23 protein-coding genes and 2 pseudogenes are annotated in these 25,703 nt (G+C 71.8%); 11 read left to right on the top strand and 14 right to left on the bottom strand.

The features are described from left to right. Nucleotides 1-64 precede the first annotated feature (64 nt). Together OHN19_RS08595 and OHN19_RS08590 are read right to left on the bottom strand one after the other, a co-directional pair. Complete coding sequence (locus OHN19_RS08595; protein ID WP_330263593.1) at nt 65-2,881, bottom strand: ATP-binding protein; 2,817 nt, start codon at nt 2,879-2,881, stop codon at nt 65-67. Nucleotides 2,882-3,023: 142 nt separating this feature from the next. After that, nucleotides 3,024-3,854 (bottom strand): helix-turn-helix transcriptional regulator, encoded by an 831-nt coding sequence (locus tag OHN19_RS08590; protein WP_330263592.1) that lies wholly within the window; start codon nt 3,852-3,854, stop codon nt 3,024-3,026. A gap of 116 nt (nt 3,855-3,970) precedes the next feature. Here OHN19_RS08590 and OHN19_RS08585 point away from each other — a divergent pair, with 116 nt between their 5' ends. Next, a complete protein-coding gene (locus OHN19_RS08585) occupies nt 3,971-5,638 on the top strand; it encodes an AMP-binding protein (protein WP_330263591.1) in 1,668 nt (555 codons plus the stop codon). Further along, the gene (locus OHN19_RS08580) at nt 5,635-7,248 is read left to right on the top strand and encodes an AMP-binding protein (protein ID WP_330263590.1); all 1,614 of its coding nucleotides are present in this window, start codon (nt 5,635-5,637) and stop codon (nt 7,246-7,248) included. Before OHN19_RS08585 ends, OHN19_RS08580 begins: the two co-directional genes overlap by 4 nt. Nucleotides 7,249-7,319: 71 nt before the next feature. Here OHN19_RS08580 and OHN19_RS08575 read toward each other — a convergent pair. From OHN19_RS08575 to OHN19_RS08565, 3 genes and pseudogenes are all read right to left on the bottom strand, one after another. Next, nucleotides 7,320-7,766, bottom strand: a pseudogene (locus OHN19_RS08575) (NUDIX hydrolase); the annotation flags it as partial. A gap of 30 nt (nt 7,767-7,796) precedes the next feature. Continuing rightward, nucleotides 7,797-8,300: pseudogene (locus OHN19_RS08570) on the bottom strand (GNAT family N-acetyltransferase); the annotation flags it as partial. Between the two features lie 50 nt (nt 8,301-8,350). Next, complete coding sequence (locus OHN19_RS08565; RefSeq protein ID WP_330263589.1) at nt 8,351-9,373, bottom strand: hypothetical protein; 1,023 nt, start codon at nt 9,371-9,373, stop codon at nt 8,351-8,353. 182 nt (nt 9,374-9,555) lie between these two features. Between OHN19_RS08565 and gcl the strand changes: the two genes are divergently transcribed. Continuing rightward, on the top strand, nt 9,556-11,340 hold the full coding sequence (gcl, locus tag OHN19_RS08560; RefSeq protein ID WP_330263588.1) for a glyoxylate carboligase: 1,785 nt from the start codon (nt 9,556-9,558) through the stop codon (nt 11,338-11,340). Between the two features lie 663 nt (nt 11,341-12,003). On the opposite strand, the gene OHN19_RS08555 is transcribed toward gcl, so the two are convergent. Both OHN19_RS08555 and OHN19_RS08550 read right to left on the bottom strand, forming a co-directional pair. Then, nucleotides 12,004-12,894, bottom strand: a complete 891-nt coding sequence (locus OHN19_RS08555) for a 2-hydroxy-3-oxopropionate reductase (protein WP_330263587.1) — start codon at nt 12,892-12,894, stop codon at nt 12,004-12,006. 30 nt (nt 12,895-12,924) lie between these two features. Further along, nucleotides 12,925-13,746 carry a TIM barrel protein gene (locus OHN19_RS08550; protein WP_330263586.1) on the bottom strand — a complete coding sequence of 274 codons (822 nt, stop codon included), beginning with the start codon at nt 13,744-13,746 and terminating at the stop codon, nt 12,925-12,927. A gap of 138 nt (nt 13,747-13,884) precedes the next feature. Between OHN19_RS08550 and OHN19_RS08545 the strand changes: the two genes are divergently transcribed. The 7 genes from OHN19_RS08545 (at nt 13,885) to OHN19_RS08515 (ending at nt 19,516) form a co-directional block, all read left to right on the top strand. After that, a complete protein-coding gene (locus OHN19_RS08545) occupies nt 13,885-14,136 on the top strand; it encodes a thiamine-binding protein (RefSeq protein WP_330263585.1) in 252 nt (83 codons plus the stop codon). 47 nt (nt 14,137-14,183) lie between these two features. Beyond that, nucleotides 14,184-14,492 carry a helix-turn-helix domain-containing protein gene (locus OHN19_RS08540; protein WP_330269555.1) on the top strand — a complete coding sequence of 103 codons (309 nt, stop codon included), beginning with the start codon at nt 14,184-14,186 and terminating at the stop codon, nt 14,490-14,492. A gap of 105 nt (nt 14,493-14,597) precedes the next feature. Beyond that, the gene (gene uraD / locus OHN19_RS08535) at nt 14,598-15,110 is read left to right on the top strand and encodes a 2-oxo-4-hydroxy-4-carboxy-5-ureidoimidazoline decarboxylase (protein ID WP_330263584.1); all 513 of its coding nucleotides are present in this window, start codon (nt 14,598-14,600) and stop codon (nt 15,108-15,110) included. Nucleotides 15,111-15,112: 2 nt separating this feature from the next. Continuing rightward, nucleotides 15,113-15,526: a hydroxyisourate hydrolase gene (uraH, locus tag OHN19_RS08530; protein ID WP_330263583.1), complete on the top strand. Its 414-nt coding sequence runs from the start codon at nt 15,113-15,115 to the stop codon at nt 15,524-15,526. Nucleotides 15,527-15,528: 2 nt separating this feature from the next. Further along, entirely contained in the window at nt 15,529-16,425 is an 897-nt protein-coding gene (pucL, locus tag OHN19_RS08525) for a factor-independent urate hydroxylase (RefSeq protein WP_330263582.1), read from the top strand. Between the two features lie 10 nt (nt 16,426-16,435). After that, nucleotides 16,436-17,815: an 8-oxoguanine deaminase gene (locus OHN19_RS08520; protein WP_330263581.1), complete on the top strand. Its 1,380-nt coding sequence runs from the start codon at nt 16,436-16,438 to the stop codon at nt 17,813-17,815. A gap of 336 nt (nt 17,816-18,151) precedes the next feature. Further along, nucleotides 18,152-19,516: a nucleobase:cation symporter-2 family protein gene (locus OHN19_RS08515; RefSeq protein WP_330263580.1), complete on the top strand. Its 1,365-nt coding sequence runs from the start codon at nt 18,152-18,154 to the stop codon at nt 19,514-19,516. On the opposite strand, the gene OHN19_RS08510 is transcribed toward OHN19_RS08515, so the two are convergent. The 3 genes from OHN19_RS08510 to OHN19_RS08500 all read right to left on the bottom strand — a co-directional run bounded on the left by OHN19_RS08510 (nt 19,501) and on the right by OHN19_RS08500 (nt 22,801). Then, nucleotides 19,501-20,310, bottom strand: a complete 810-nt coding sequence (locus tag OHN19_RS08510; protein WP_330263579.1) for a chitosanase — start codon at nt 20,308-20,310, stop codon at nt 19,501-19,503. The genes OHN19_RS08515 and OHN19_RS08510 overlap by 16 nt on opposite strands. 97 nt (nt 20,311-20,407) lie before the next feature. Further along, entirely contained in the window at nt 20,408-21,154 is a 747-nt protein-coding gene (locus OHN19_RS08505; protein ID WP_330263578.1) for a helix-turn-helix domain-containing protein, read from the bottom strand. Nucleotides 21,155-21,370: 216 nt separating this feature from the next. Then, entirely contained in the window at nt 21,371-22,801 is a 1,431-nt protein-coding gene (locus OHN19_RS08500) for an MFS transporter (protein WP_330263577.1), read from the bottom strand. A gap of 111 nt (nt 22,802-22,912) precedes the next feature. Here OHN19_RS08500 and OHN19_RS08495 point away from each other — a divergent pair, with 111 nt between their 5' ends. Next, nucleotides 22,913-23,308 (top strand): helix-turn-helix domain-containing protein, encoded by a 396-nt coding sequence (locus OHN19_RS08495; protein ID WP_330263576.1) that lies wholly within the window; start codon nt 22,913-22,915, stop codon nt 23,306-23,308. 21 nt (nt 23,309-23,329) lie between these two features. On the opposite strand, the gene OHN19_RS08490 is transcribed toward OHN19_RS08495, so the two are convergent. The 4 genes from OHN19_RS08490 to OHN19_RS08475 form a co-directional block, all read right to left on the bottom strand. Continuing rightward, nucleotides 23,330-23,746 (bottom strand): acyl-CoA thioesterase, encoded by a 417-nt coding sequence (locus OHN19_RS08490; RefSeq protein WP_330263575.1) that lies wholly within the window; start codon nt 23,744-23,746, stop codon nt 23,330-23,332. Nucleotides 23,747-23,801: 55 nt separating this feature from the next. Next, nucleotides 23,802-24,443: a hypothetical protein gene (locus OHN19_RS08485; RefSeq protein WP_330263574.1), complete on the bottom strand. Its 642-nt coding sequence runs from the start codon at nt 24,441-24,443 to the stop codon at nt 23,802-23,804. Between the two features lie 94 nt (nt 24,444-24,537). Beyond that, on the bottom strand, nt 24,538-25,137 hold the full coding sequence (locus OHN19_RS08480) for a histidine phosphatase family protein (protein ID WP_330263573.1): 600 nt from the start codon (nt 25,135-25,137) through the stop codon (nt 24,538-24,540). Between the two features lie 173 nt (nt 25,138-25,310). After that, nucleotides 25,311-25,703, bottom strand: a complete 393-nt coding sequence (locus tag OHN19_RS08475) for a DUF5955 family protein (protein WP_330263572.1) — start codon at nt 25,701-25,703, stop codon at nt 25,311-25,313.

The raw sequence follows: 25,703 nt of genomic DNA, 5'->3' as shown, positions 1-25,703 counted from the left end.
TAAGGGAGTTGGGCAGGGAAAACCCTCGGTCGGCCCTGCGGGAACGGCGCTGACGATCCCTCGGTCACGGCCTGCGCCCCGCCGCCAGGCGGACGATGTCCACCCGGGAGCGGATGCCGAGCTTGCGGTAGACCCGGGTCAGGGTCGCCTCGACCGTCTTCACGCTGATGAACAGCCGCGCGGCTATCTCCCGGTTGGTGGCGCCCTCCATGACGAGCGCCGCCACCTGACGCTCCATCGAGGCGAGCCCCTCGAGGCTGTCCAGCCCGTCCGGTGCGCTGGCCAGGGGCCCCACCGGCTCCACCGGCCGGGTCAGCGCGGCCGCCTCCACCTGCCGCAGCCAGGGCAGCGCCCGGCACCGCCGGAAGAGCCGGGCCGACTCGTCGTACGACGTCGGACCGGGCCGCCGGGTGCGCAGCTGGGCCAGCGCGAACGCGGCGCGGGCCTCCTCCAGTCCGTAGCCCAGCTTGGCGAGCCGGTCCTGAACCGACGTCAACCGGTCGAGCGCGGCCTCGTGTTCACCGCGCGCCGCCCGCACCAGCGCCTCGGCGCGGTCCAGTACGGCGAGGACGCTCTCCCGGCCCAGCCGCAGGGCGTTCACCCGGGTCACGTCGATGACGTCCTGCGCCTCCCCGAGCTCCCCGATCCGTACCAGGGCCTCGGCGAGATCGCCCTGCCAGCGGCCGCGCGCCGGGTCGGTGATGCCGAGCCCGTGCTCCAGCTCGCGCACCCGGCGCAGCGAGCGCACCGCGCCCTCCGCGTCCCCGGCGACGAGCTGGGCGTACCCCAGGGCGGCCAGGCCCCGGGACTCGTACATCTGGTCGCCGTTCTCCTCGGAGTGGTCGACCGCCTCCCGGGCCAGTTCGAGCGCCCGCTCGACATTGCCGCCGGAGGCCTCCGCGAGGGAGGCGAGCACGGCCGAGGCCACCTCGCCGATCCCGGTGTCGCGGGCCATCATCAGGCTCTCCCGGGCCAGGTCGAGCGCCCGCCCGCAGTGCCCGGAGCGAAGCTCGGTCTCGGCCACCCCGCGCAGGAAGTGCACCTCGCTCTCGACCGAGCCGCGCCGCCGGACCTCGCGCAGCAGCGCGGTGACCGTGGCCCGGGCCTCGGGCAGCTGGTCGCTCATGATCAGCCAGCGGAAGCGGGAGTACCCGGCGCCGTTGTGGTGGCAGGAGACCCGCGGGTCCTGGGGTTCCTTGAGGGCGCGCTTGATGGTCGCGGGGGCGTCCGGGTGGCCCATCAGGGTCTCGATCTGGGCCTGGAAGGACAGCGCCATCAGCTCGTTGTACCGGTCGCCGGCCCGCTCGGCCAGCGCCGCCGAGCGCGCCGCCTCCCCGCGTGCCTCGTCGAAGTCGCCCTCGACGAGCAGGGCGCGCCAGGCCAGCTGGTAGCGGATCAGGGCGAGCAGTCCGGGGTCCTCGCCCGCGTCGGCCAGCGCCTGCGGGAAGACCGCGTCGACCTCCGTCATGGCGTGGCCCGCGGTGTCGATCACGATGATCCAGGCCCGCACCCGGTCCGCCGGCACGGTGGCCCGGGTGAGCACGTCCCGCGCGATGTCCCGGGCGAGGTCCAGCTCACCGGCGGTGATCGCGTCCTCGGCCGCGGTGAGCCGCCGTACGTCCGGGGCGGGCACGCTGTCGGCCGGGGTGTGCCGGGCCGACAGCAGCCCGAGGGAGGCGGCCATCGAGGGGGCGCCCCGGTCCCGGGCCAGGGCCGCGGCCTCGGCCAGCCGGGCGGCCACCTCCGGGTCGGTGCCGTTGGTGGCGAGCGCCAGGTGACGGGCGCGCTCGATGGGGTCGGAGGCGGCCGTGGACAGCGCCCGGTGCGCGTCCCGCCGTTCCTGCGCGGGCGCCTCCGCGTACAGCGCGGCCGAGATCAGCGGATGCGCGAAGCGTACGGCGGGACCCTCGGCCTCCGTCGCGAGCAGGCCCAGCGCGGCCGCCTGGGCCATCTCGGCCTCGGCGTCCCCGCGCCCGGCCGCGTGCAGCAGGGCCGGGGTGGGACGGGCGCCCGCGCTCGCCACCAGGAGGGTGCGGCGGGCCTCCGCGGACAGCATCTCCAGCCGGCTCAGCACCAGGGCCCGCAGCGAGGTCGGCACCGGCAGCGGGTCGCCGGGGCGGGGCGGGACCGGGCTCTCGGTGAGCGCGCGGCCGAGCTCCAGGGCGTAGAACGGGTTGCCGCCGCTGGTGCGGTGGATGTCCCGGACGGTGGAGCGCTGGAGGCCGGTGTAGCCGCGGTGGTCGAGCAGCGCGGCGGTCTGGGCGCGGGTGAGCGGGTTGAAGCGGACGGCGAGGCTGTCCGGGGGCAACGCGCGTAGATGGCGGTCGTACTCGGGACCGTCGGTCCGGACCGCGCACAGCATCCGCACCGGGATGTCGCCGAGCCTGCGGGCGGCGAACCCGAGCAGCTCCAGACTGGCGGGATCCAGCCACTGCATGTCGTCGGCGACGATCAGGACGGGGCCCTCGGCGGCGAGGGCGCGCAGCGCGGACAGCACGGCCAGGCGCAGGGCGAGGCCGTCGCGCTGGAGGGTGGACTCGCCGCGGCCGGTCAGGGCCGACTCCAGGGCGGTGCGCTGGGCGGCGGGCAGCTTGTCGGAGATGTCGTCCAGGACCAGGCCGAAGAGGTCGGCGAGGGCGAGGAAGGGCAGGTGGGACTCCGACTCGGTGGCCGAGCAGCGCAGCACGGTGCGGGCCGCGTCGCCGCATTCCGCGGCCAGGGCCCGCAGGACGGTCGACTTCCCGATGCCGGCCGGGCCGTGCAGCAGCACGCTGCCGCCGCGGGTCAGCTGTTCACGGGCCTGGACGAACAGTTCGTCCCGGCCGATGACCACGTCGGGGCGGCATCTCGCGGGCTCCTGGAAGTCGCGTGGCACGGTCACCGCTCCCCTCCCTGTGGCGCGTCCTGGCCAATATTAGGCAAGGTGCTGTGAAATTCGGAGGGAAGAAGTGGTGAGGGAGATAACAACCGGTTCCACATCAGGAATTTCATAGCGTTCGTATGTGAATCAGGTTTCCACGGCGTTACGGGAGCATCCCGGACCGCCGGGCGGCCGCGACCGCCTCGCCCCGGGTCCCGGCGCCCAGTTTCCGCATGGCCGACCGCAGGTACGCCTTCACCGTCTCGGCGGCCACCCCCAGCCGGGCCGCCACCACGGCGTTCGTCGCACCGGCCGCCACACAGGCCAGCACGTCCAGTTCCCGCGGTGTCAGCGCGACCCCTGCCGTGGGCGCGGGCGCCGGGGTCAGCAGGGCGCACGCGTCCAGCAGCTCGCCCCTGAGCGCGGGGTCGGTGATCCGCGGGGCCAGCGCCCGCAGCGCCGCGTGCGCCTCCCGCACCTGCTCCCAGCCGGAGCTGTCGCCCGGCGCCGGTTCGGCCCGCGCCGCCGCCAGCACGTCCCGCGCCTCGTCGCCGGCGACCAGCGCCTGCTCGACGTCCCGCGCCGCGTCCACCGCCGCCGTCAGCGTGCGGTCGCCCAGTGGGCGGGCGTCCCGCAGCGCGCCGTAGAGCACACCCCGCACCCGGCGCCGTACGACCACCGGCACGGCGAGCACCGCGCGCAGGCCCTCGGCGGCGACGGCGGCGTCGTACTCGTGGCTGATCTGCCGGGACAGGGAGTAGTCCGCGACGGCGCACGGGCGGGCCAGCGCGACGGACTTGCCGCCCAGGCCGTTGCCCGAGGTCACCGCGAGCGCGAGGAGCGAGGCGGTGGACGTACCGCTGAGTTCGCTGATCCGGATGCGGGGCCGACCGGGCTCCACCAGGCCGCCGAAGGCGACCGGAAGGCCCGTGCTGCGCCGCAGCCGCACGAGGGCACGCCGGATCTCCACCGCGCCGGTCGCGTCCACTGTCACCTGTTCGTCCCTTCGCCGCGGCACACACCCCCGTTCGGGGGTAGTGAGACCCGCATCACGGATTAGACGATGGCAGAGAGCCGCCCGGCAATGGTCCGGTACGAGGAGGACGCAAGATGACGGCCACGGAGGATTTCCGCGGGGCGCGGGACTTCCTGCTCCAGCACCGCGAGGACTACGCCACGGCGTACGAGGGCTTCACCTGGCCCCGGCCGCGGCACTTCAACTGGGCGCTCGACTGGTTCGACGTCATCGCGCGGGGCAACGACCGCACCGCCCTGCACATCGTCGAGGAGGACGGCGGCGAGGTCCGGCTGTCCTTCGCCGAGATGGCCGAGCGCTCCGACCGGGTCGCCAACCTGCTGCGCGAGCGCGGAGTGGAGGCCGAGGACCGGATCCTCGTCATGCTGGGCAACCAGACCGAGCTGTGGGAGACGGCCCTGGCCGCCATGAAGCTGCGGGCCGTCGTCATCCCGGCGACCCCGCTGCTCGGCCCCGCCGACCTGCGCGACCGCGTCGAGCGCGGCCGGGTGCGGCACGTGCTCGTACGGGCCGAGGACACCGCCAAGTTCGACGACGTGCCCGGCGACTACACCCGCATCGCGGTGGGCGGCGTACCGGAGGGCTGGCAGCCGTACGAGGACGCCTACGCGGCCTCCGCGGAGTTCCTGCCCGACGGCCCGACCCTCGCCGACGACCCGCTGATGCTGTACTTCACCTCCGGTACGACGGCCCGGCCCAAGCTCGTCGAGCACACCCACACCTCGTACCCGATCGGGCACCTGGCGACCATGTACTGGATCGGGCTCAGGCCCGGTGACGTGCACCTCAACATCTCCTCGCCCGGCTGGGCCAAGCACGCCTGGTCCAATCTGTTCGCGCCGTGGAACGCGGAGGCGGCCGTCTTCATCCACAACTACACGCGCTTCGACGCGGCCCGTCTGATGGCCGAGATGGACCGGGCGGGCGTCACCACCTTCTGCGCCCCGCCGACCGTGTGGCGCATGCTCATCCAGGCCGACCTGACCCAGTTGCGCACCCCGCCGCGGGAGGTCGTCGCGGCCGGCGAGCCCCTGAACCCCGAGGTCATCGAGCAGGTCCGGCGGGCCTGGGGGATCACCATCCGGGACGGCTTCGGGCAGACCGAGACGGCCGTGCAGGTCTCCAACAGCCCCGGACAGGTGCTGAAGACCGGCTCCATGGGCCGCCCCAGCCCCGGCTACAAGGTGGAGCTCCTCGACCCGGTGTCCGGCGCGCCCGGCGTGGCCGAGGGCGAGATCGCGCTGGACCTGTCGGTCCGCCCGGTCGGCCTGATGACCGGCTACCACGGCGACCCCGACCGTACGGCGGAGGCGATGGCCGGCGGCTACTACCGGACCGGCGACGTGGCCTCGCGGGACGAGGACGGCTATCTGACCTACATCGGCCGCAGCGACGACGTCTTCAAGGCCTCGGACTACAAGATCAGCCCCTTCGAGCTGGAGAGCGCCCTGCTGGAGCACGAGGCGGTGGCCGAGGCGGCCGTCGTGCCGGCGCCGGACGAGCTCAGGCTCGCGGTCCCCAAGGCGTACGTGGTGCTGGCGGAGGGCTGGGAGCCCGGCCCCGACACGGCCAAGGTGCTCTTCGAGCACTCCCGCCAGGCGCTGGCGCCCTACAAGCGGATCCGGAGGCTGGAGTTCGGGGAGCTGCCCAAGACGGTGTCCGGCAAGATCCGCCGGATCGAGCTGCGGGAGGCGACCGCGGCCGGGTCCGACGCGGAGTATCGCGAGGAGGATTTCCGGTGAGCGAGCTGCCTTCGGTGAGTGGACTGTCGTACACCCATGGGACGAGCGGGACTTCGCTGCTCGGCGACACCATCGGCGCGAGCCTGGACCGGGCCGTGGCCGGCTGGCCCGACCGCGAGGCACTGGTCGACGTGCCGTCCGGGCGGCGCTGGACCTACGCGCAGTTCGGCGCCGACGTCGACGAGTTGGCGCGGGCGCTGCTCGGGGCCGGGGTCGTGAAGGGCGACCGGGTGGGGATCTGGGCGATCAACTGCCCCGAGTGGGTGCTCGTCCAGTACGCCACCGCCCGCATCGGCGCGGTCATGGTGAACATCAACCCGGCGTACCGCACCCACGAGGTCGAGTACGTGCTCAACCAGGCGGGGATCTCCCTCCTCTTCGCCTCCCTGAGCCACAAGACCAGTGACTACCGGGCGATGGTCGACGAAGTGCGGGGCCGGTGCCGGGAGTTGCGGGAGGTCGTGTACATCGGCGACCCGAGCTGGCGGGCGCTGCTCGAACGGGCCGTCCCGGACCCGGAGTTCCCGGAGCTGTCCTGCGACGACCCCATCAACATCCAGTACACCTCGGGCACGACGGGCTTCCCCAAGGGGGCCACGCTCTCCCACCACAACATCCTCAACAACGGCTACTTCGTGGGGGAGTTGATCGCCTACACCGAACAGGACCGGGTGTGCATCCCGGTGCCGTTCTACCACTGCTTCGGCATGGTGATGGGCAACCTGGCGGCGACCTCGCACGGCGCCTGCATGGTGATCCCGGCCCCCTCCTTCGAACCGGCGGCGACCCTGCGCGCGGTGCAACAGGAGCGCTGCACCTCGCTGTACGGCGTCCCCACCATGTTCATCGCGGAGCTGAACCTCCCCGACTTCGCGACGTACGACCTCTCCTCCCTGCGCACCGGCATCATGGCGGGCTCGCCCTGCCCGGTGGAGGTGATGAAGCGGGTGGTCGCCGAGATGCACATGGCGGAGGTGTCCATCTGCTACGGCATGACGGAGACCTCTCCGGTCTCGCTGCAGACCCGCAGGGACGACGACCTGGAACACCGCACCGGCACGGTGGGCCGCGTCCTGCCGCACATCGAGGTCAAGGTCGTCGACCCGGCGACCGGGGTGACCCAACCCCGCGGCGCGGCGGGGGAGTTGTGCACCCGCGGCTACAGCGTGATGCTCGGCTACTGGAACGAGCCCGAGAAGACCGCGGAGGCCGTCGACGCCGGGCGCTGGATGCACACCGGTGACCTGGCGATGATGCGCGAGGACGGGTACGTCGAGATCGTCGGACGCATCAAGGACATGATCATCCGGGGCGGCGAGAACATCTACCCGCGCGAGATCGAGGAGTTCCTCTACGGCCACCCGAAGATCGCGGACGTCCAGGTCGTCGGGGTCCCTCATGAGCGCTACGGCGAGGAGGTGCTGGCCTGCGTCATCCCGCGCGACCCGGCCGCACCGCCGAGCCTGGAGGAACTGCGCGCCTTCTGCGACGGCCGGCTGGCCCACTACAAGATCCCGAGCCGGCTGCGGATCCTGGACGCCTTCCCGATGACGGTGTCGGGGAAGGTACGGAAGGTGGAACTGCGGGAGACGTACGCGCGGGGGGAGTGAGCCGGGGGTTCGGGTGGGGCTATGGGCCCGTGCTGGACGTGCGGGCGGGTCTGTTGGCCCCGCGCCGGGCGTCACGCTCGATCGCACCAGGGTCCGTCCGGCACCAGGGCGCCGAGCACGGTCAGCAACTGCGGAGGCTCGACCGGGTGCGGCAGTGCGGCCAGATCCGACCACGCGATCCAGGCGTACGTGTCCAGACTGGCCTGCTCATCCGGGAGCAGGCCGGTCCGCACCAGGGGTGGTCGCTCCTCGGTGAACCGGGCGACGAAGAAGTGCTCCGTGCCGGTGTACCGCTTGCCGTTCCACCGCACGTCGCGGTCGACGAGCACCGACCGGTCCAGGACGGCGGCCGGGTCGAGGCCGGTTTCCTCGACCAGTTCGCGTCGCGCCGCCGTCAACGGCGTCTCGCCGGACTCGATGCCGCCGCCGGGCGGCTCCCAGAGCAACGCCCCGTCGGACGGATCCCGCCAGCGCAGCAGAAGGAGGCGGTGGGCGGAGTCCAGGCAGAGGACCCGGGCGGCCGGCCGGTGGGTCGATTCGGGCACTGTAAGCTCGCGGCGCATGCAGACCCTGGGCCAGGTGTCGAGGCCGAGGTCCGCCTCGTGGGCGCGGATCTTCCTGAGGCCGGGGGTGAGTTCGGCTTCGGACAGGACGCGGAAGCCGAGGCGCTCGTAGTAGGGGGCGTTCCAGGGGACGTCGGTGAAGGTGGTCAGGGTCAGGCCGGTGAGGCCGTCCTCGTGTGCGTGGTCGTCCGCGTGGGCGAGGAGGGCCCGGCCGAGCCGGCGGTGCGCGAAGTCGGGGTGCACGGAGACCTGCTCGATGTGCAGGGCGCCGTCCACGGGTTCGGCGATCAGATAGGCGACCGGACGGTCCTGTTCGTCGGTGGCCACCCAGGCGCGGCCGGACCGGCGGTAGCGCTCCAGGGTGTCCAGGGCGGGCGGCTCGTCGTCGGCGATCGCCGCCATGCCGAGGTCCCGGAAACCGGCTCCCGCCGCGCGCTCGATGTCCTGGAGGGCGGGGAGTTCGGCGGGGGTGGCGGGGCGGATACGCATGTGCCGAGTCTCGGGCACCGGGAGCCTCTCCGGCGAGCGGGATTTTTGGGTCAGGGGTCGCCGAGTTCGTCCGCCGGGCTGTTCACGGGCTGCGGGGTGCCGGTCAGGTCCAGCACGAACAGGGGGACACCGAGGGCGTCGGCGCGGGCGCGGGCCTCGGTGGTGTAGCCGGCCAGGGAGAAGTACACGCAGTGCGCGGACTCCGTCATGGCCGTCAGCCACAGACACTCCACGTCCCGCAGCGAGGCGGGCCGCACGGTCGGATCCACCTGGGCCACCAGCCCACGCGCGGCAAGACCGATCCCGGACGGCGGCCGCTGGTCCGCCCGCCGGATGTCCTGATAGCCGAGCCAGCGCAGATACAGCGCGGCGACGGTCACGGCGTCCCGCGCGGTGCGGATGGTGATGGGCTGGAAGGGGCGGCGTGGGGGAGGGGGTGGGGTGTTTTCGGTGGGGGTGGAGGGGTTGGTGGAGGCGGGGGCGCAGGGGGCGGCGGCTGGGGGCTGGGTGGAGCCCGTCGTTCTGGCTGAGGCCGAGGCCTGGGCCGAGCCCGTCGTCCCGGCCGGGGCTGAAGCCTCGGCGGAGGTGGCCTTCTTGGCGGGGGCAGTCCTCTCGGCGGGGGTGGCTCTCTCAGCGGGGGCTGGCGTCCCGGCTGAGGCGGTCCCCTCGGCTGAGGCGGCTCCCTCGGCGGGGGCGGTCCCGTCGGCGGAGGCCGCTTCCTCGGCGGAGGTGGCCCCCTCGGCTGCCGCTGTCGTCCCGGTGGGGCCGGCCCTCCCCGCGTCCGTGGTGTGTTGCGTCTCCGACCGCGCCCTGACCGCCGCCACCGGAATCCGCAGTACCGTCCCGCAGGCGCACCCCAGTTCCGGATGGGGCCACTCCGCCAGGCGCCCGCAGAGTGTGCATGCGACGGTGACCCAGGTCTCCTCCCACACCTGGTGGACGACCGCCCGCGCCCCCGCACCCGGCTCCAGCGGCGGCGAGACAGGGGCGCCGCACGCGCACGGGTACGTCGGCGCCGTGTAGAGGTGCTCGCGTCGGCAGACCGGACAGCGCAGCGGCACGCTTTCGGACATGGCCACATCGTCCTCCAGCAGCCGTCCCGTTGTCCGCCTCTTGACGCTCTTCACCCACCGACCTACATTGCTTCCAGATAGTAGAAAACTTATTCCGTATTACGGAAGTGCTCACCGCGGGGCGCGACGGGAGTACGCATCCGACAGCCGACCAGTTGAAGCAGTCGAAGCAGGAGTACTCGATGGCTCGAATGACCGCTGCCCGCGCGGCAGTTGAGATCCTCAAACGCGAAGGCGTCACGGACGCGTTCGGCGTGCCCGGCGCGGCGATCAACCCCTTCTACGCCGCGCTCAAGGCCTCCGGGGGCATCCACCACACCCTCGCCCGCCATGTCGAGGGCGCCTCGCACATGGCCGAGGGGTACACGAGGACCCACCCGGGCAACATCGGTGTCTGCATCGGCACCTCCGGCCCCGCCGGCACCGACATGATCACCGGGCTGTACTCCGCCACCGGCGACTCCGTCCCGATCCTGTGCATCACGGGCCAGGCCCCGACCGCCGTGATCCACAAGGAGGACTTCCAGGCCGTCGACATCGCGTCCATCGCGGGCCCGGTGACGAAGATGGCCGTCACCGTCCTGGAGGCCGCCCAGGTCCCCGGCGTCTTCCAGCAGGCCTTCCACCTCATGCGCTCCGGCCGCCCCGGCCCGGTCCTGATCGACCTCCCGATCGACGTCCAGCTGACCGAGATCGAGTTCGACCCGGAGACCTACGAGCCCCTCCCGGTCTACAAGCCGGCCGCGAGCCGCGCGCAGATCGAGAAGGCGATCGGTCTCCTCAACGCCTCCGAGCGCCCCCTGATCGTCGCCGGCGGCGGTGTCATCAACGCCGACGCGGCCGAACTCCTCGTCGAGTTCGCCGAGTTGACCGGCACCCCGGTCGTCCCGACCCTGATGGGCTGGGGCGTCCTGCCCGACGACCACGAACTGAACGCCGGCATGGTGGGCCTGCAGACCTCGCACCGCTACGGCAACGCCACCTTCCTGGAGTCCGACTTCGTCCTCGGCATCGGCAACCGCTGGGCCAACCGCCACACCGGCAAGCTGGACGTCTACACGGCCGGCCGGAAGTTCGTGCACGTCGACGTCGAGCCCACCCAGATCGGCCGGATCTTCGCGCCGGACTACGGCATCGCCTCCGACGCGAAGGCCGCCCTGGCCCTCTTCGTCGAGGTGGCAAGGGAGTTGAAGGCCGCGGGCAGGCTGCCCGACCGCAGCGCCTGGGCCGCGGCCGCGCAGGAGAAGAAGGCGACCCTCCAGCGCCGTACGCACTTCGACGACATCCCCATCAAACCGCAGCGGGTCTACGAGGAGATGAACAAGGCCTTCGGCCCGGAGACCCGGTACGTCTCCACCATCGGCCTCTCCCAGATCGCCGGTGCCCAGATGCTGCACGTCTTCCGGCCTCGGCACTGGATCAACTGCGGTCAGGCGGGTCCCCTCGGCTGGACGATCCCGGCCGCGCTGGGCGTCGCCAAGGCCGACCCGGAGGCACAGGTCGTGGCGCTGTCCGGCGACTACGACTTCCAGTTCATGATCGAGGAGTTGGCCGTCGGGGCGCAGCACCGGATCCCGTACATCCATGTCCTGGTGAACAACTCCTACCTGGGCCTGATCCGCCAGGCCCAGCGCGCCTTCGACATCGACTTCCAGGTCAACCTGGAGTTCGAGAACGTCAACTCCCCGGAACTGGGCGTCTACGGCGTCGACCACGTCAAGGTCGCCGAGGGCCTCGGCTGCAAGGCGATCCGGGTGACGGACCCGGCGGAGCTGGGGGCGGCGCTGGAACAGGCGAAGAAACTCGCCGCGGAGTTCCAGGTGCCGGTGGTCGTCGAGGCGATCCTGGAGCGGGTCACCAACATCTCGATGTCCACCACCAACGACATCGGGAACGTGGTCGAGTTCGAGGAGCTCGCGACGGAGCCGGCGCACGCGCCGACGTCGATCAGGACGCTCAAGGTCTGACACCGCGCACGGCTGAAGGGCGGTCCCACCGTGATGGTCGGACCGCCCTTTCCCGTGCCCGGCTCCCCCGAAGCCGTCCCCCGTCGTGTGGCCCGCCGCCCCCGTGCCGGCGGGCCCTCACGTGTAGAGAATGTGCCCGAGGCAGCGTCCGGTTGAAGCCCCTTGACCCATGTTCAGAGCTTGATTTGAGGTTTCGGCTGCGGGCCGGTGGGGGCTGGTCGCGCAGTTCCCCGCGCCCCCAAACAGGTGGGTACAGCTGGGCAGGCCCTCGCTGCACCCACTCAGGGGCGCGGGGAACTGCGCGACCAGCCACGATGCACCCGCACCCGCCGACGGACAGCACTCGGCACCCCGCAACGCGAAAAAGCGCAGGACACGGCAGAGCCGTATCCCACGCGGGACCGCGGCGGTAGCGACGGTACCGGCACGCCCCCTTCCCTCAGGTCGAAGAAGGAGGGCCCGGCGCCTTCACCACCGCACTGGCTCGCACACCGCCGCGGTCCGTTCCCCGCCCCGCCCGCCACCGGGCGACCACCCCTCATCCGGGTCGCCGGTGCGTCGGGGCAGGGAGTCTCGAACGTGTTGTGGTACCGGGCGGCGCCACCGCCTGGGCGCGACAGGACAGATGTCAGCAGTGGCGCCGCCCGGGGTCTTGGGGAGGTGTCAGACCTGCGCCCCGGACAGCCGCTCAACCGCCCGCAGCAGCGCCGAGTGGTCCAGGCCGCCGTCGCCCTGGGCCCGGAGACTGGCGACCAGTTGGGCGACCACGGCGCCCACCGGCAGGGCCGCGCCGACATTGCGGGCGGCGTCGGTGACGATGCCCATGTCCTTGTGGTGCAGGTCGATCCGGAAGCCTGGCTTGAAGTCGCGCTGGAGGAAGTTGTCCTTCTTGCGCGTCAGCACGGTCGAGCCGGCGAGGCCGCCGTTCAGGACGTCCAGCGCGGCCTTCAGGTTCACGCCCGACTTCTCCAGGAAGACCACGGCCTCGGCGCACGCCTGGATGTTCACGGCGACGATCAGCTGGTTGGCGGCCTTCACGGTCTGCCCCGAGCCGTGCGGCCCGCACAGCACGATGGTCTTGCCCAGTGCCTCGAAGACCGGCTCGGCCTCGTCGAAGTCGGCCTGTTCACCGCCGACCATGATGGACAGCACCGCCTCGATCGCTCCGGCCTCACCGCCGGACACGGGCGCGTCCAGGACGCGGATGCCCTTCTCGGCGGCGGCCTTCGCGAGGTCCACCGAGGTCTGCGGGGTGATCGAGGACATGTCGATCAGCAGGGCGCCGGAGCGGGCGTGGGCGAGGATGCCCTCGGGGCCGTAGGCGATGGCCTCGACCTGCGGGGACGCGGGCACCATCGTGATGATCACGTCGGCGTCGCGCACGGCCTCGGCGATCGAACCGGCCGCGGTGCCACCCGCGGCGGCCAGCCGGTCCAGCTTGTCCTGCTCCAGGGTGTAGCCGGTGACGTCGTAACCCGCCTTGACCAGGTTCTCGGACATGGGGGAGCCCATGATGCCGAGGCCTATCCAGGCGATCTTGGGGAGACTGCTCATGTCGGGGGTGCCTCTCGGTGTGTAAGGGGGTCAGCGGGCGAGCCAGTCGAAGGCCTCGGAACTCGGGCGGTCGCCGGGCTTGTACTCCAGGCCGACCCAGCCGTCGTAACCGGCCTTGGCCAGCAGGCCCAGCAGCTCCTCGAGCGGCAGCGTCCCGGTGCCCGGCGCGCCGCGGCCCGGGTTGTCGGCGATCTGGACGTGCCCGGTCTTCGGGGTGAACTCCTCGATCACCGCCGGGAGGTCCTCGCCGTTCATGGACAGGTGGTAGAGGTCCATGAGGAAGCGCGCGTTGCCGAGGCCGCTCGCCGCGTTGACCTTGTCGACGATCCCGACCGCGGCCGGTGCGCTCACCAGCGGGTACCGCGGCGACTCGGGCTTGTTGAGGGCCTCGATCAGGAGGATCGCGCCGATCCGGTCGGCCGCGCGGGCCGCCAGGACCAGGTTCTCCAGCGCCAGCGCGTCCTGCTCGGCCGGGTCGACGCCTTCGACGCGGTTGCCGTACAGGGCATTGAGCGCCGTGGCACCCAGCGACCCGGCGAAGTCGGCGGCCACGTCGATGTTGGCGCGGAACCGCTCCGACTCCTCGCCCGGGATCGACAGGGCGCCGCGGTCCGGTCCGGGCAGCTCGCCGGCGTAGAAGTTCAGGCCGGTGAGCTGGACGCCGGCGTCCTCGATCGCCCGCTTCAGGGCGTCGAGCTCCGCCTGCTCGGGGGTCGGGGTGTCGATCCAGGGCCACCACAGCTCGACCGCGGTGAAGCCGGCCGCGGCCGCTGCCGCGGGGCGCTCCAGGAGGGGGAGTTCCGTGAAGAGGATCGACAGGTTGACGTTGAAGCGCTGCTCTGCGAATCCCATGGGGTCCCGGCGCTCCCTTCCGTGTCGAATGTTCCGTAATGCGGAAGTTAGTTTCTGCTTATTGGAAGACTGCCGTCGGGCTGAAGGCGTTGTCAAGAGGGCCCGGCGGAAAACGGCACCGCGGGTTAGGTTGTGCGCGTGCGATTGAGAGTGGAGTTCACGACCGAGCCCTTCGACCTCGACGAGGCCCCGGCGCACGCGCTGGTGGCCCGCGAGGTCATCGAGGCGGCCGAGCTGGACGCGGTGGACGTCGGCCCGTTCGGCAACACCGTGGAGGGTCGGGCCGACGAGGTGCTCGGCGCCGTGGACGCCCTGCTGCGCAGGACGCTGGCCTCCGGCGCCACCCGGGTCTCCCTCCAGGTCAACGTGGTCGGGGAAGGGGACGCGTGAGCGCCGACGAGCCGTTCATCACGGCGGTCAAGCCGCTGGTCGACGCCATGGGGGGCGAGCTGCTCCCGCCCGACGAGGCCGGTCCCGACGACGTCGTGCTCGCCTGGGAGGGCGCCGACGTCGTCGCCGTACGGCTGCCCCAGCTCGCGGACTCCCTCGACCACATCCTGGCCGCCATGGAGCGCAAGCGGGGCATGCCGCTCGCCGACCTCGACCGCAAGGCCAAGCAGGAGGTCGTACGGATACTGGAGGCGCGCGGCGCCTTTTCCGTACGGCATGGTGTGGAGACCGTGGCGAGCGCGCTCGGGGTCAGCCGCTTCACCGTCTACAACTACCTGAACCGGGACAAATCCTAGGGAAGGAAGCCCAGGTCGCAGGGAAGGAAGCCGGGCGGCTTTCGTTACCCCGATTTTTCAACAAACTGTTGACGTGATGTCGCGTCGGGGCGTTAGCTGACTCCCGTGACTTCGACTTCCACGCCCCCCGGCCTGGCCCGGTTCAACGTCCTGGAGGAGCACGCGGCCCACGCGGTCCTCCTGGAGGCGTGCGCCTCCACGGCGTGGGCTCGGCGTCTGCTCGCCGCCCGCCCCTACGCGACCGCGGACGACCTGTACGCCACGAGCGATGCCGCGATGGCCGAGCTGACCGCCGACGACCTCGGCGAGGCGATGGCCGGGCACCCGCCCATCGGCCGCCCCAAGCCCGGCGACCCGACCTCCGCCCGGGAGCAGTCCGGGATGGCCTCGGCCGACGACGAGCTCAAGGCCGAGATGCTCGAACTGAACCTGGCGTACCAGGAGCGGTTCGGCCATGTCTTCCTGATCTGCGCGACCGGCCGCAGCGCCGAGCAGCTGCGGGACGCGGTCAAGGAGCGGATCGGCAACGCGCCGGAGCGGGAACGCGAGATCGTCCGCACCGAGCTGGGCAAGATCAACCGTATCCGGCTCGCCCGCATCGTCGAAGAGGACGCCTGACCATGAGCACGAGCACCACCGCCTCCGTGTCCACGCACATCCTGGACACCAGCGTCGGCCGCCCCGCCGAGGGTGTCGCCGTCCGGATCTCCGCCCGCTCGGGGCGGTCCGCCCATGACGGGCAAGGAGGGGCCTGGCAGGCACTCGGCGGCTCCGCGACCGACGCGGACGGCCGGTGCAAGGACCTGCCGGCGCCGCCGGAGGGGACCAGCCACGTACGGCTCGACTTCGAGGTCGAACCGTACTTCTTGAAGAAGCAAGCCGATGCGCAGCAGGACGCCCCCGCGAATCGGGACAGCGGTGCCGGAGTGTTCTTCCCGGAGGTGGCGATCACCTTCGCCGTCGAACCCGGCGAGCACTACCACGTACCGCTGCTGCTCAACCCGTTCGGCTACTCCGTATACCGAGGGAGCTAGCTATGCCCACCATCCTGGGACAGAACCAGTACGGCAAGGCCGAGAACCGAGTCGTCAAGATCACGCGGGACGGCGCCACCCACCACATCAAGGACCTCAACGTCTCGGTGTCGCTGAGCGGCGACATGGACGACGTCCACTACTCCGGCTCCAACGCGCACGTCCTGCCGACCGACACCACCAAGAACACGGTGTACGCGTTCGCCAAGGAACACGGCATCGAGTCCGCCGAGCAGTTCGGCATCCACCTCGCCCGGCACTTCGTGACCTCGCAGGAACCGATCAGGACCGCGCGGATCCGCATCGAGGAGTACGCCTGGGAGCGGATCGAGCACGGCGGCGACAGCGCGCACTCCTTCGTGCGCAAGGGCCAGGAGACCCGCCTCGCGCAGATCACCTACGACGGCTCGTCGTGGGAGGTCGTCTCCGGCCTCAAGGACCTGACCGTGCTGAACTCGACCGACTCCGAGTTCTGGGGCTACGTCAAGGACAAGTACACGACGCTGCCCGAGGCGTACGACCGCATCCTGGCCACCGAGGTCTCCGGCCGCTGGCGCTTCAACTGGACCGACGACGCGCAGGACATGCCCGACTGGGACACGTCGTACGAGCAGACGAAGCAGCACATGCTCCGGGCCTTCGCCGAGACCTACTCGCTCTCGCTCCAGCAGACGCTGTACCAGATGGGCTCGCGGATCATCGAGAACCGCGACGAGATCGACGAGGTCCGCTTCTCGCTGCCGAACAAGCACCATTTCCTGGTGGACCTGGAGCCCTTCGGCCTCAAGAACAACAACGAGGTGTACTTCGCCGCCGACCGGCCCTACGGCCTGATCGAGGCGACCGTCCTGCGGGACGGGCGCGAGGCGAGGATCCCCACGGACCTGACCAACCTCTGAGGGGCGCACCATGACCGCAGTTCAGCGCATCGTGATCGAGAACTGTTCGATCGCGACCGTAGACGCCGACGACACCGAGTACGCCTCCGGCCACGTCGTCATCGCCGGCAACCGCATCGAGTCCGTCGGCGCGGGCCGGGCCCCCGAGGGCCTCCAGGACGTCGTACGGCGCATCGACGCCACCGGCCACCTGGTGACCCCCGGCCTGGTCAACACCCACCACCACTACTACCAGTGGATCACCCGGGGCCTGGCCACCGACCACAACCTCTTCAACTGGCTCGTCGCGCTGTACCCGACCTGGGCGCGCATCGACGAGGAGATGGTCTACGCGGCCGCCCAGGGATCACTCGCGATGATGGCCCGCGGTGGTGTCACGACCGCGATGGACCACCACTACGTCTTCCCGGCCGGTTCCGGCGACCTGTCCGGCGCCATCATCCGCGCGGCCCGCGAGACCGGCGTCCGCTTCACCCTCGCCCGCGGCTCCATGGACCGCAGCGAGAAGGACGGCGGACTGCCCCCGGACTTCGCCGTGGAGACACTCGAAGGCGCCCTCGCCGCGACCGAGGCCACCGTCAAGGAGCACCACGACTCCTCCTTCGACGCCATGACCCAGGTCGCCGTGGCCCCCTGCTCGCCGTTCTCCGTCTCCACCGAACTCCTGCGGGAGGGCGCCGAGTTGGCCCGCCGCCTCGGGGTGCGGCTGCACACCCACGGCTCGGAGACCGTCGAGGAGGAGCAGTTCTGCAAGGAACTGTTCGGCATGGGCCCGACCGACTACTTCGAGTCCACCGGCTGGCTCGGCGAGGACGTGTGGATGGCGCACTGCGTCCACATGAACGACTCCGACATCGCCGCGTTCGCCCGGACGAGGACGGGCGTGGCCCACTGCCCGTCCTCAAATGCCCGACTGGCGGCGGGAATCGCGCGGGTCCCCGACATGCTCGCGGCCGGCGTCCCGGTCGGCCTCGGCGTCGACGGCACGGCGTCCAACGAGTCCGGCGAGCTGCACACCGAGCTGCGCAACGCGCTGCTCATCAACCGGCTCGGCGCACACCGGGAAGCGGCGCTGAACGCCCGCCAGGCGCTGCGTCTGGGCACCTACGGCGGCGCCCAGGTCCTCGGCCGGGCCGCCGAGACCGGCTCCCTGGAGGCCGGCAAGCTCGCCGACCTGGTGCTGTGGAAGCTCGACACCCTCGCGCACGCCTCGATCGCCGACCCGGTGACCGCACTGGTCTTCGGCGCGGCCGCACCGGTCACGGCCTCGTTCGTGAACGGCCGTCAGATCGTCGAGAACGGCCGCCTGTCGCACGTCGACGAGGACGCCGTCGCCCGCTCCACGCGGGAACAGGCCCAGCGTCTGGCGCGGATCGCCGCGCAGGGCTGAGCAGTTCACCCGGACTCCGGCCGAGAGGGACGGCTCTCGGTCGGCAGCCGTGGACCCGGTTGCGGGTGCCACAGCGGCCGTGCCCGGGGCGCGCGTCGGACGCGCGCGCCCCGGAACGGTCGTCACTGTCCTGCCTCGGAACGGTCGTCACTGTCCTGCCCCCGACCGGTTGTCACCGTCCCTGAGCGGTCGTCACCGTCCCCGAGCGTCTCAACCGTCCCAGGAGCGGATCCCGTTCCGGCGAGAACCCTTCCCCCCCCGGTCCCGCACGACCGCGCACCACCTCCAAGAAACCCACGTCAGTGCCGACGTGTAACCGCCCGGAGGCGAGCCGCTGTGTCAGTCCACCCCGTTGACGAGAAACTCCCCGCCCTGAAGATGGCGACCACCGGCCTCCAGCACGTGGCCGCCATGTACGCCGGAGTCGTCGCCCCACCCCTGATCGTCGGCGCGGCCATCGGCCTGACCGCCACCGACCTCACCTTCCTGACCGGTGCCTGTCTGTTCACCGCGGGTCTCGCCACCTTCCTCCAGACCCTCGGCATCTGGCGGATCGGCGCCCGGCTGCCCTTCGTCAACGGCGTCACCTTCGCCGGGGTGGCCCCCATGACCGCCATCGTCGCCGCCACGGACGACAAGTCCGAGGCCCTGCCCGTCATCTTCGGCGCGGTGATCGTCGCGGGCCTCCTCGGCTTCCTCGCCGCTCCCTTCTTCAGCAAGGCGATCCGGTTCTTCCCGCCGGTCGTCACCGGGACCGTCATCACCCTGATCGGAGTCTCCCTCCTGCCGGTCGCCTTCGGCTGGGCACAGGGCCCCAACCCCGGTGCACGGGACTACGGTTCGACGACCAACCTGGGCCTGGCGGCGGCAACCCTCCTGATCGTGCTGCTCCTTCGGCGCTTCACCCACGGCTTCGTCAAGCAAGTGGCCGTACTGCTCGGCCTGGTGGCCGGCACCCTGGTCGCGATCCCCTTCGGCGCCACGGACTTCGGCCCGGTCGCCGACGCGGCCGTCGTCGGCTTCCCGACCCCCTTCCACTTCGGCACCCCGCGGTTCCAGCTCGCCGCGATCCTCTCGATGTGCGTGGTCATGGTGGTCTCGATGACCGAATCCACCGCGGACATGCTGGCGTTGGGCGAGATCGTCGAGCGTCCCGCCGACGAGCGGACCATCGCCGCGGGCCTGCGCGCCGACACCCTCGGCTCGGCCCTCAGCCCCCTCTTCAACGGCTTCATGTGCAGCGCCTTCGCCCAGAACATCGGCCTGGTCGCGATGACGAGGATCCGCAGCCGGTACGTCGTCGCCACCGGCGGCGCCTTCCTGGTGCTGATGGGCCTGTGCCCGATGGCCGCCTCGCTCATCGCCGTCGTACCGCGCCCGGTGCTCGGCGGCGCCGGAGTCGTCCTGTTCGGCTCGGTCGCCGCGAGCGGTATCCAGACCCTGGTCAGGGCCGGCCTGGAGAAGGACAACAACGTCCTGATCGTCGCCGTGTCCCTCGCGGTCGGGATCATCCCGATCACCGCGCCGGAGTTCTACCACGCCTTCCCCGAGACCGCGAAGATCGTCCTGGACTCGGGGATCTCGACGGGCTGTGTGGCCGCGGTGACGCTGAACCTGGTCTTCAACCACCTCGGCAGGGGCCGGGACGCCAAGGACGTCACCCACCCCATGGAGACGGTCCCCGCTCAGTCGATCTCGTAACTGTCCCCGTACACCCGCCACTTGAGCGGGGTGTCCAGGTCGAGATTGCCCGCGGTGAGGAACACCCGCTGGGCGGTCTCGACCCGGCTCACGTCACGGTGCGCCGCCTCCTGACGCATCGCCCACACCCGCGCGTCCAGGAAGGCGTGCAGATACGCGGTCTGGTCGCCGCCGTCCGCGGGGGTGTCCGCGTGTACGAGGGCCCGGTCGCGGATGCCGCCGAAGCTCAGGGCGTCCCTGCCGGGGCCGTGCATGACCATCGCGTCGTAGTAGACGAACTGCCCGAGCGTGCCCAACCCGTCCCGCTTGGCGCGGGCGACCGCCGGGTCGAAGTAGCCGCGGTCCCGCTCGTCCCGCTGCGCCGCGCGGAACGCGGCCGTCTTCGCCGCGGCCCGCCAGGCCGCCGGGAAGCCCGGGTCGAGACCCTCGTGCGAGTCGGTGCCGTCCACCGCGCGCAGGGCGGGCAGATAGGGGGCGAGGGGATTGCCGGGGACCCGGTCCGTGTACAGCTCGACCAGCGCGAGCATGTCGCTCGTACCGGAGCAGAACCCGATGATGCCGGCGGTGTAGCCGCGGCCGTCCCCGATGTCCTCGATGTACGCGTACTGCGCCTGCCAGTCCAGCGAGGAGTTCTCCGCACTGGACACCAGCCGCATCGCCAGGTCCTTCTTCACCGGGTCGTCGAGCCCACCGGGGCCCGCGGCCTCGGCGGACGGCCACCGGGTGCTCAGCGCGCCGGCCCCGAGGACGGCGAGCAGGGTGCGGCGGGCGGCCGCTCTGGACAGGAAGGCCACGTCGTCTCCAAGAGGGGTGGCAGGAAGGGGAGTTGAGGATGGCGCGCCGACTTGTGGAGGGCGTAGGGCTGCGGTGGCGGGTCGCTGTGAGAACCCGTCACCGGCTGTCGATCGCCTGGCAGGCCCCGGGAGCGGGAAGCCGTCCGGTGAAGTAGGAGCGCGGCGGGACACCCATCACGGTGCGGAAGTCGGACGTCATGTGGGACTGGTCGTAGTAGCCGGTGGCGGCGGCCAGATCGGCCCAGCGCAGCTCGGTGGCGTGGGCGAGCACGGCACGGATGCGGTGGATACGGGCGTAGTGCTTGGGGGAGAGGCCGACACCGTCACGGAACAGATTGCGCAACTGGCGCTCACTGACGGCGAGTTCCCGCGCCACGTCCCTGACCTGACCGGGTATGTGGTCCGAGCGGACCGACAGCGCGGTGACCGCGGCCCGCAGCAGCGCGGTCCGGCCCTCGCCGACCGGGGCGGGCAGCCGGTCCGGGAGGAGGTCGGTGAGCCGGGCCACCGCTTCCTCGTGCTCCAGCCGCCCGAGGTCGTACGACAGCTGCCGCGCCGTACGGCCGGGCAGTGCGCCCAGCGGCACGACCCGGCCGACGAGTTCGACGGCCGGGACGCCGAGCAGCGGCCGGACGGTCCCCGGCGCGAGCCGTACCTGCGTGCAGGACACTCCCGGCCTGCCCCGGTGGTACGTGGCGCGGACGCGGGGGCCGACGACCAGCAGGGAGGGCCGGCCGTGCCCCTCGGTGCGGACGACCACCCTGGTCGCGGAGTCCGGCAGATGCACGAAGGGCTCCCGCGGGTCGACCTCCACGGTGACGGGATCGGAGAGGGAGTGGGTCACGGCTCCACGGTAAGCGGGGGGCCGGGGGGTTCGGGGGCGCGAAACGTGCCGGAATTTCCTAGCGGCGGGGGTGTGTGGTGTGCCGTTCTTCGGGTGCGGGCCGGAGAAGGTGGGTACAGCTGGGCGGGCTTCGACTGCACCCACCCAGGGGCGCGGGGAACTGCGCGACCGGCCACGACGCAGCCGCACCCGCGCGACGCAGGGCGTGGCACACCTTCAGCCCCGCCGAGCCGTCCGCAGGACCACCGCGGCCAGTACCAGGGCCCCCGCCGCAATCCCCGCCCCCACCCCGAACGCCAGCCGGTACCCGTCCGCCGTCGCCGGGACCAGTTCCGCACCCCGTGCCAGCAGCCCCTCCGTCCGGCTCGCCGCCAGCACCGACAGCACCGCCAGGCCCAGCGAACCACCCACCACCTGCGTAGTGTTGAACAGCCCCGAGGCCAGACCCGCGTCCTCCTCCCGGGCCCCCGCCATGGCCAGCCCCGTCAGCGCGGGCATCGCCGCCGCGAACCCGGTGGCCAGCAGAAGCAGCGCCGGAAGGACGTCCGCGAGGTACGACCCGTCGGCCGGGGCGCGGCTCAGCAGGGCCATCCCGGCCAGGATGAGGACGAGCCCCGCCAAGAGCACCCGGTACGCGCCGAACCGTCCGACGGTCCGCGCCGACAGCCCCAGCATCAGCACCCCGATCACCACTGGCGCCGGAAGGAACGCCGTGCCGGTGAGCAACTCGCCGAATCCCAGGACACGTTGGAGGTACAGCGCCCCGATGAACTGGAAGCCGTACATCGTGGCGATCATCAGGATCTGGACGGCGTTCGCGCCCGACAGCAGCCGGGAGCCGAACAGCCGAAGCCGCAGCAGGGGCCGGGCGGCCCGGGCCTGCCGCACGGTGAACGCCGTGAACAGGGCGAGGGCGACCGCGGCCAGGAGGAGCGTCGTGATCGGCTCCCGGTCGCCGGAGCCGACGATCACGTACACCGTGAGCATCAGCGCCCCGGTGACCAGCGCGGCCCCCGGGTAGTCCGCGCCCCGGCCGAGGCCTTCCCCGTCCTCCGGGGCGAGCACGCGGACGGCCGCCAGCAGGGCGACGAGCCCGATCGGCAGGTTGATCAGGAAGATCCAGTGCCAGTTCAGGGCCTGCGTCAGCGCGCCGCCGAGGAACGTGCCCAGCGCCCCGCCCGCCGCCCCGACCGCGCTGAACACCGCGATGGCCCGGGCCTGCGCACGCGGCTCCGGGAACAGCGCGACCAGCATGCCGAGCACCACCGCCGAGGTCATCGCCCCGCCCACACCCTGGAGGGCACGTGCCGCGATCAGCGTGCCCTGGCCGTTCGCCGTCCCGCACAGCACCGACGCCACCGTGAACACGGCCAGCCCCGCCACGAACATCCGCTTGCGGCCGACCAGGTCACCGAGCCGGCCCGCCAGCAACAGCAGCCCGCCGAACGGGATCAGATACGCGTTGACCACCCACGCGAGACCGGGCCCCGTGAAGCCGAGGTCGCTCTGGACGGCCGGCATCGCGACCGTGACGATGTTGCCGTCCAGGACCGTCATGAGGGTTCCCGCGCACAGGACGACGAGGGCCGTCCAGCGGGAGTACGTTCGGTGCGGCGCTCGCGCCGGGGACTGGGCAGTGACCGTCATGGCGGTATGGCCTCCGCGTTCTCCAAGAGTTCCAATTGGTCGCCCAGGTGCACGACTTGTAACGGGGACCATCGTCAGTGACCATGGAGAGCGGCGTAAGGAGGCAGTCCGATGTCCCAGAGGAACACCGGTGTTACCACCCAGGTCGTGAACGCGCACGCGTGCCCGGTGCGGGAGGTTCTTGACAGGGTCTCCGGAAAATGGAGCGTGCAGATCCTCGTCGCGGCCGCCCACGGGCCCATCCGCTTCACCGAGCTGGAGCGCGGCATCGAGGGCATCAGCCGCCGGATGCTGACCCTGACCCTGCGCAACCTGGAGCGCGACGGCCTCGTCACCCGCACCGTCCATCCGACGGTCCCGCCCAAGGTCGAGTACGAACTCACCCCCGTCGCGCACGAGTTGAACGAGACCCTGCAACGCCTGACCGACTGGGCGGAGCGCAACAGGGTCTACATCGCCGAGGCGCGGGCCGGCTACGACGCCCGGCACGAACCGGAACCGGCCTGAGCTGCAGCCGGCCGGCCTGAGCTACAACAGGCTCGGGTCGGTGGCCAGCCCCTTGAGGACCTCGCCCGGGTCCGGCACCAGGCGCCGCGCGTTCAGGTCCATCAGCCCGCCGACCGCGGTGATCTCGGCCGCCACGGTGCCGTCCTTCTTGCGGATCGTCTGCCGTATCCGGAACGTCTTGCCCTCGCCCCACTCGAAACCGCAGCTCACCTCCACCTCGTCACCCGCCAGCAGCTCCCGCAGGTAGCGGATGGTGGTCTCCAGCGCCACCGGACCCACCCCGCTGCCGATGAGCCCGGCCTGGGTGATCCCGGCGGCCCTGAGCAGCGACCAGCGGGCGTGCTCGGCGTAGTTGAGGTACACGCTCTGGTTGAGGTGGCCCTGTACGTCCGTCTCGTATCCCCGCACGGTCACCGGTACGGAAAACGGCTCGCTCACGTCAATCCCCTCTCACGCCACGGCAGTTACCGTGACTGATCCTGACACGTGCCCTCTACACCCGGCGGGGGGAGGCCAGCAGGTACCGGGTCCCGGTGCGCGGCTGGGTGTACTCGCCGACCTGCCAGCCGGCCTGCTCCAGAGTGCCCGCGCAGGTCCGCAGGGCCTCGCCGTCGGGGGCGTGCACGGCGACGGCCTCCGGCTGCGGGGTGGCCCGCACCCGGTAGCCGGGCGTGCCGCCCGCTTCCGGGGGATGGCCGGCCGCTTCCAGGGCGAGGGCGGCGGCCTGCACGAGATGGCCGCGCTCCCAGCCGCACGGCCGGTCCGTGGACCCGTCCGGATTGGTCATCCGGCGCAGCTCCAGCAGCCCCTCCCAGGCGCTGTGCACCTCGCGCACCCGGGCCGGACCGGCTTCGGCGGGCTCCTCGGTGCCGCCGACGTGGGCGGTGAACACACCGGGGGAGGCGGCGGGAGCGGTGGTGGGGGCCGGGGCCTGCTCGGGGGTCCCGGCGACCGTCTCGCGTATGCGGTGTCCGGCCGGGGTCAGGAAGTGGTCGTGCGGCGGCCGGGGGTGCCGGAAGGCCAGACCCCGCTTGACCAGCGCGTCCAGCTGGGACTCCGTGCCCTTGATCCGACCGGTGACGGGATCGGCGGCGTCGATGACACGCCGCTGGGCGGCGGTGGGCGGTCGTGTCACGGCGTGCTCCTTCCGGGCGACGGGTTGCCGACGGACCGTACAGCGGTCGTACGACAACGGGGCCGTGCGGATCACTGGCCCTTCGCCTCGAAGGCTACGACGAGGGTCTGACATTCCACTCGGCGATCACCGGCCGCCCGTGCTCGGTCCCCAGTCGGCACAGGGTTCCCGTGGCCAGCTGGAACAGGGCCCCGGCCGACGGGGGCAGTCCGAGCCGGCGCGCGGTGAGCACGCGCAGGAGGTGCCCGTGCGCGACCAGCACCACGTCCCCCTCGGTGTCGGCGTGCGCCGCGTCCACGTCGGCCAGGACACGGTCCGCCCGCTCGCCGACCTGCTCGGGGCTCTCCCCGGGGTGGTCGGGCGGGCCGGGCGCGACGCCGTCCGTGAACAGGAACCAGTCCGGGCGTTCCCGCTGGATCTCGACGGTCGTGACGCCCTCGTAGCCGCCGTAGTCCCACTCGCGCAGGTCGGCGTCGACCCGGAGGTCGTGCAGGCCGATGAGTTCCGCGGTCTCGCGCGCCCGCTGGAGGGGGCTGACGAAGGCGGCGCCGATGCGGTGGGAGCGGATCAGCGGCACCAGGCTGCGCGCCTCCTCCCGGCCGCGCTCGGTCAGCGGTACGTCCGTCCGGCCGGTGTGCCGCCCGGACCGCGACCACTCGGTCTCCCCGTGCCGCACCAGAAACAGATCACCCACGCCCGCACCTTTCCCACGGTCCTCCCAGCACCGTGCCACAGCGCCGGGTGTCCCGCAGAACAGCGTGACCCGCGGTCCACCGCCCACGGCCACGTTGCGGGGCTCCGGACGACAGTGAGAGCGAGCCCTGCACCGCGCGGGCCGCACCGATGCAGAGCAGCCGGCCCCCCGCCTCACACCCCCGGCAACCCCTGTACCGACTGGGCGAGTTGACCCACCGCGACCACCAACGGCGTCACCGGCTGGACGAATTCGTTGAGGCGGGTCAGGGCTCGGCGCAGCACCGTGGGCTGGGGTTCCGGTTCGTCCAGTTCCTCGCGGAGGCGGCGCAGTTCCCTGGTCGTGGCGTCCGGGTCGGTCAGCGCCGCTCGGTGTTCCTCCAGCAACCGCTCGACGTGCGCGAGGAGTTCGGCCGTACGCTCGGCGTCCCGGGACTGGAAGGAGACCGAGCCGGAGAAGGCCTGGGCGCCGTGTCCCACCGCCTGGTTGCCGACGTAGTGCGTGCCGCCGCTGATCATGACGCCGTTGTTGACCGGAGGGTCCTGGCGCCCGTCGTCGTTGCCCAT

Origin of the sequence: Streptomyces griseorubiginosus (assembly GCF_036345115.1) — a bacterium.
Taxonomy (GTDB): Bacteria; Actinomycetota; Actinomycetes; order Streptomycetales; family Streptomycetaceae; genus Streptomyces; species Streptomyces griseorubiginosus_C.
Note: the sequence above shows the minus strand (reverse complement) of the source record. Positions and strands in the feature narration are given on the sequence as shown.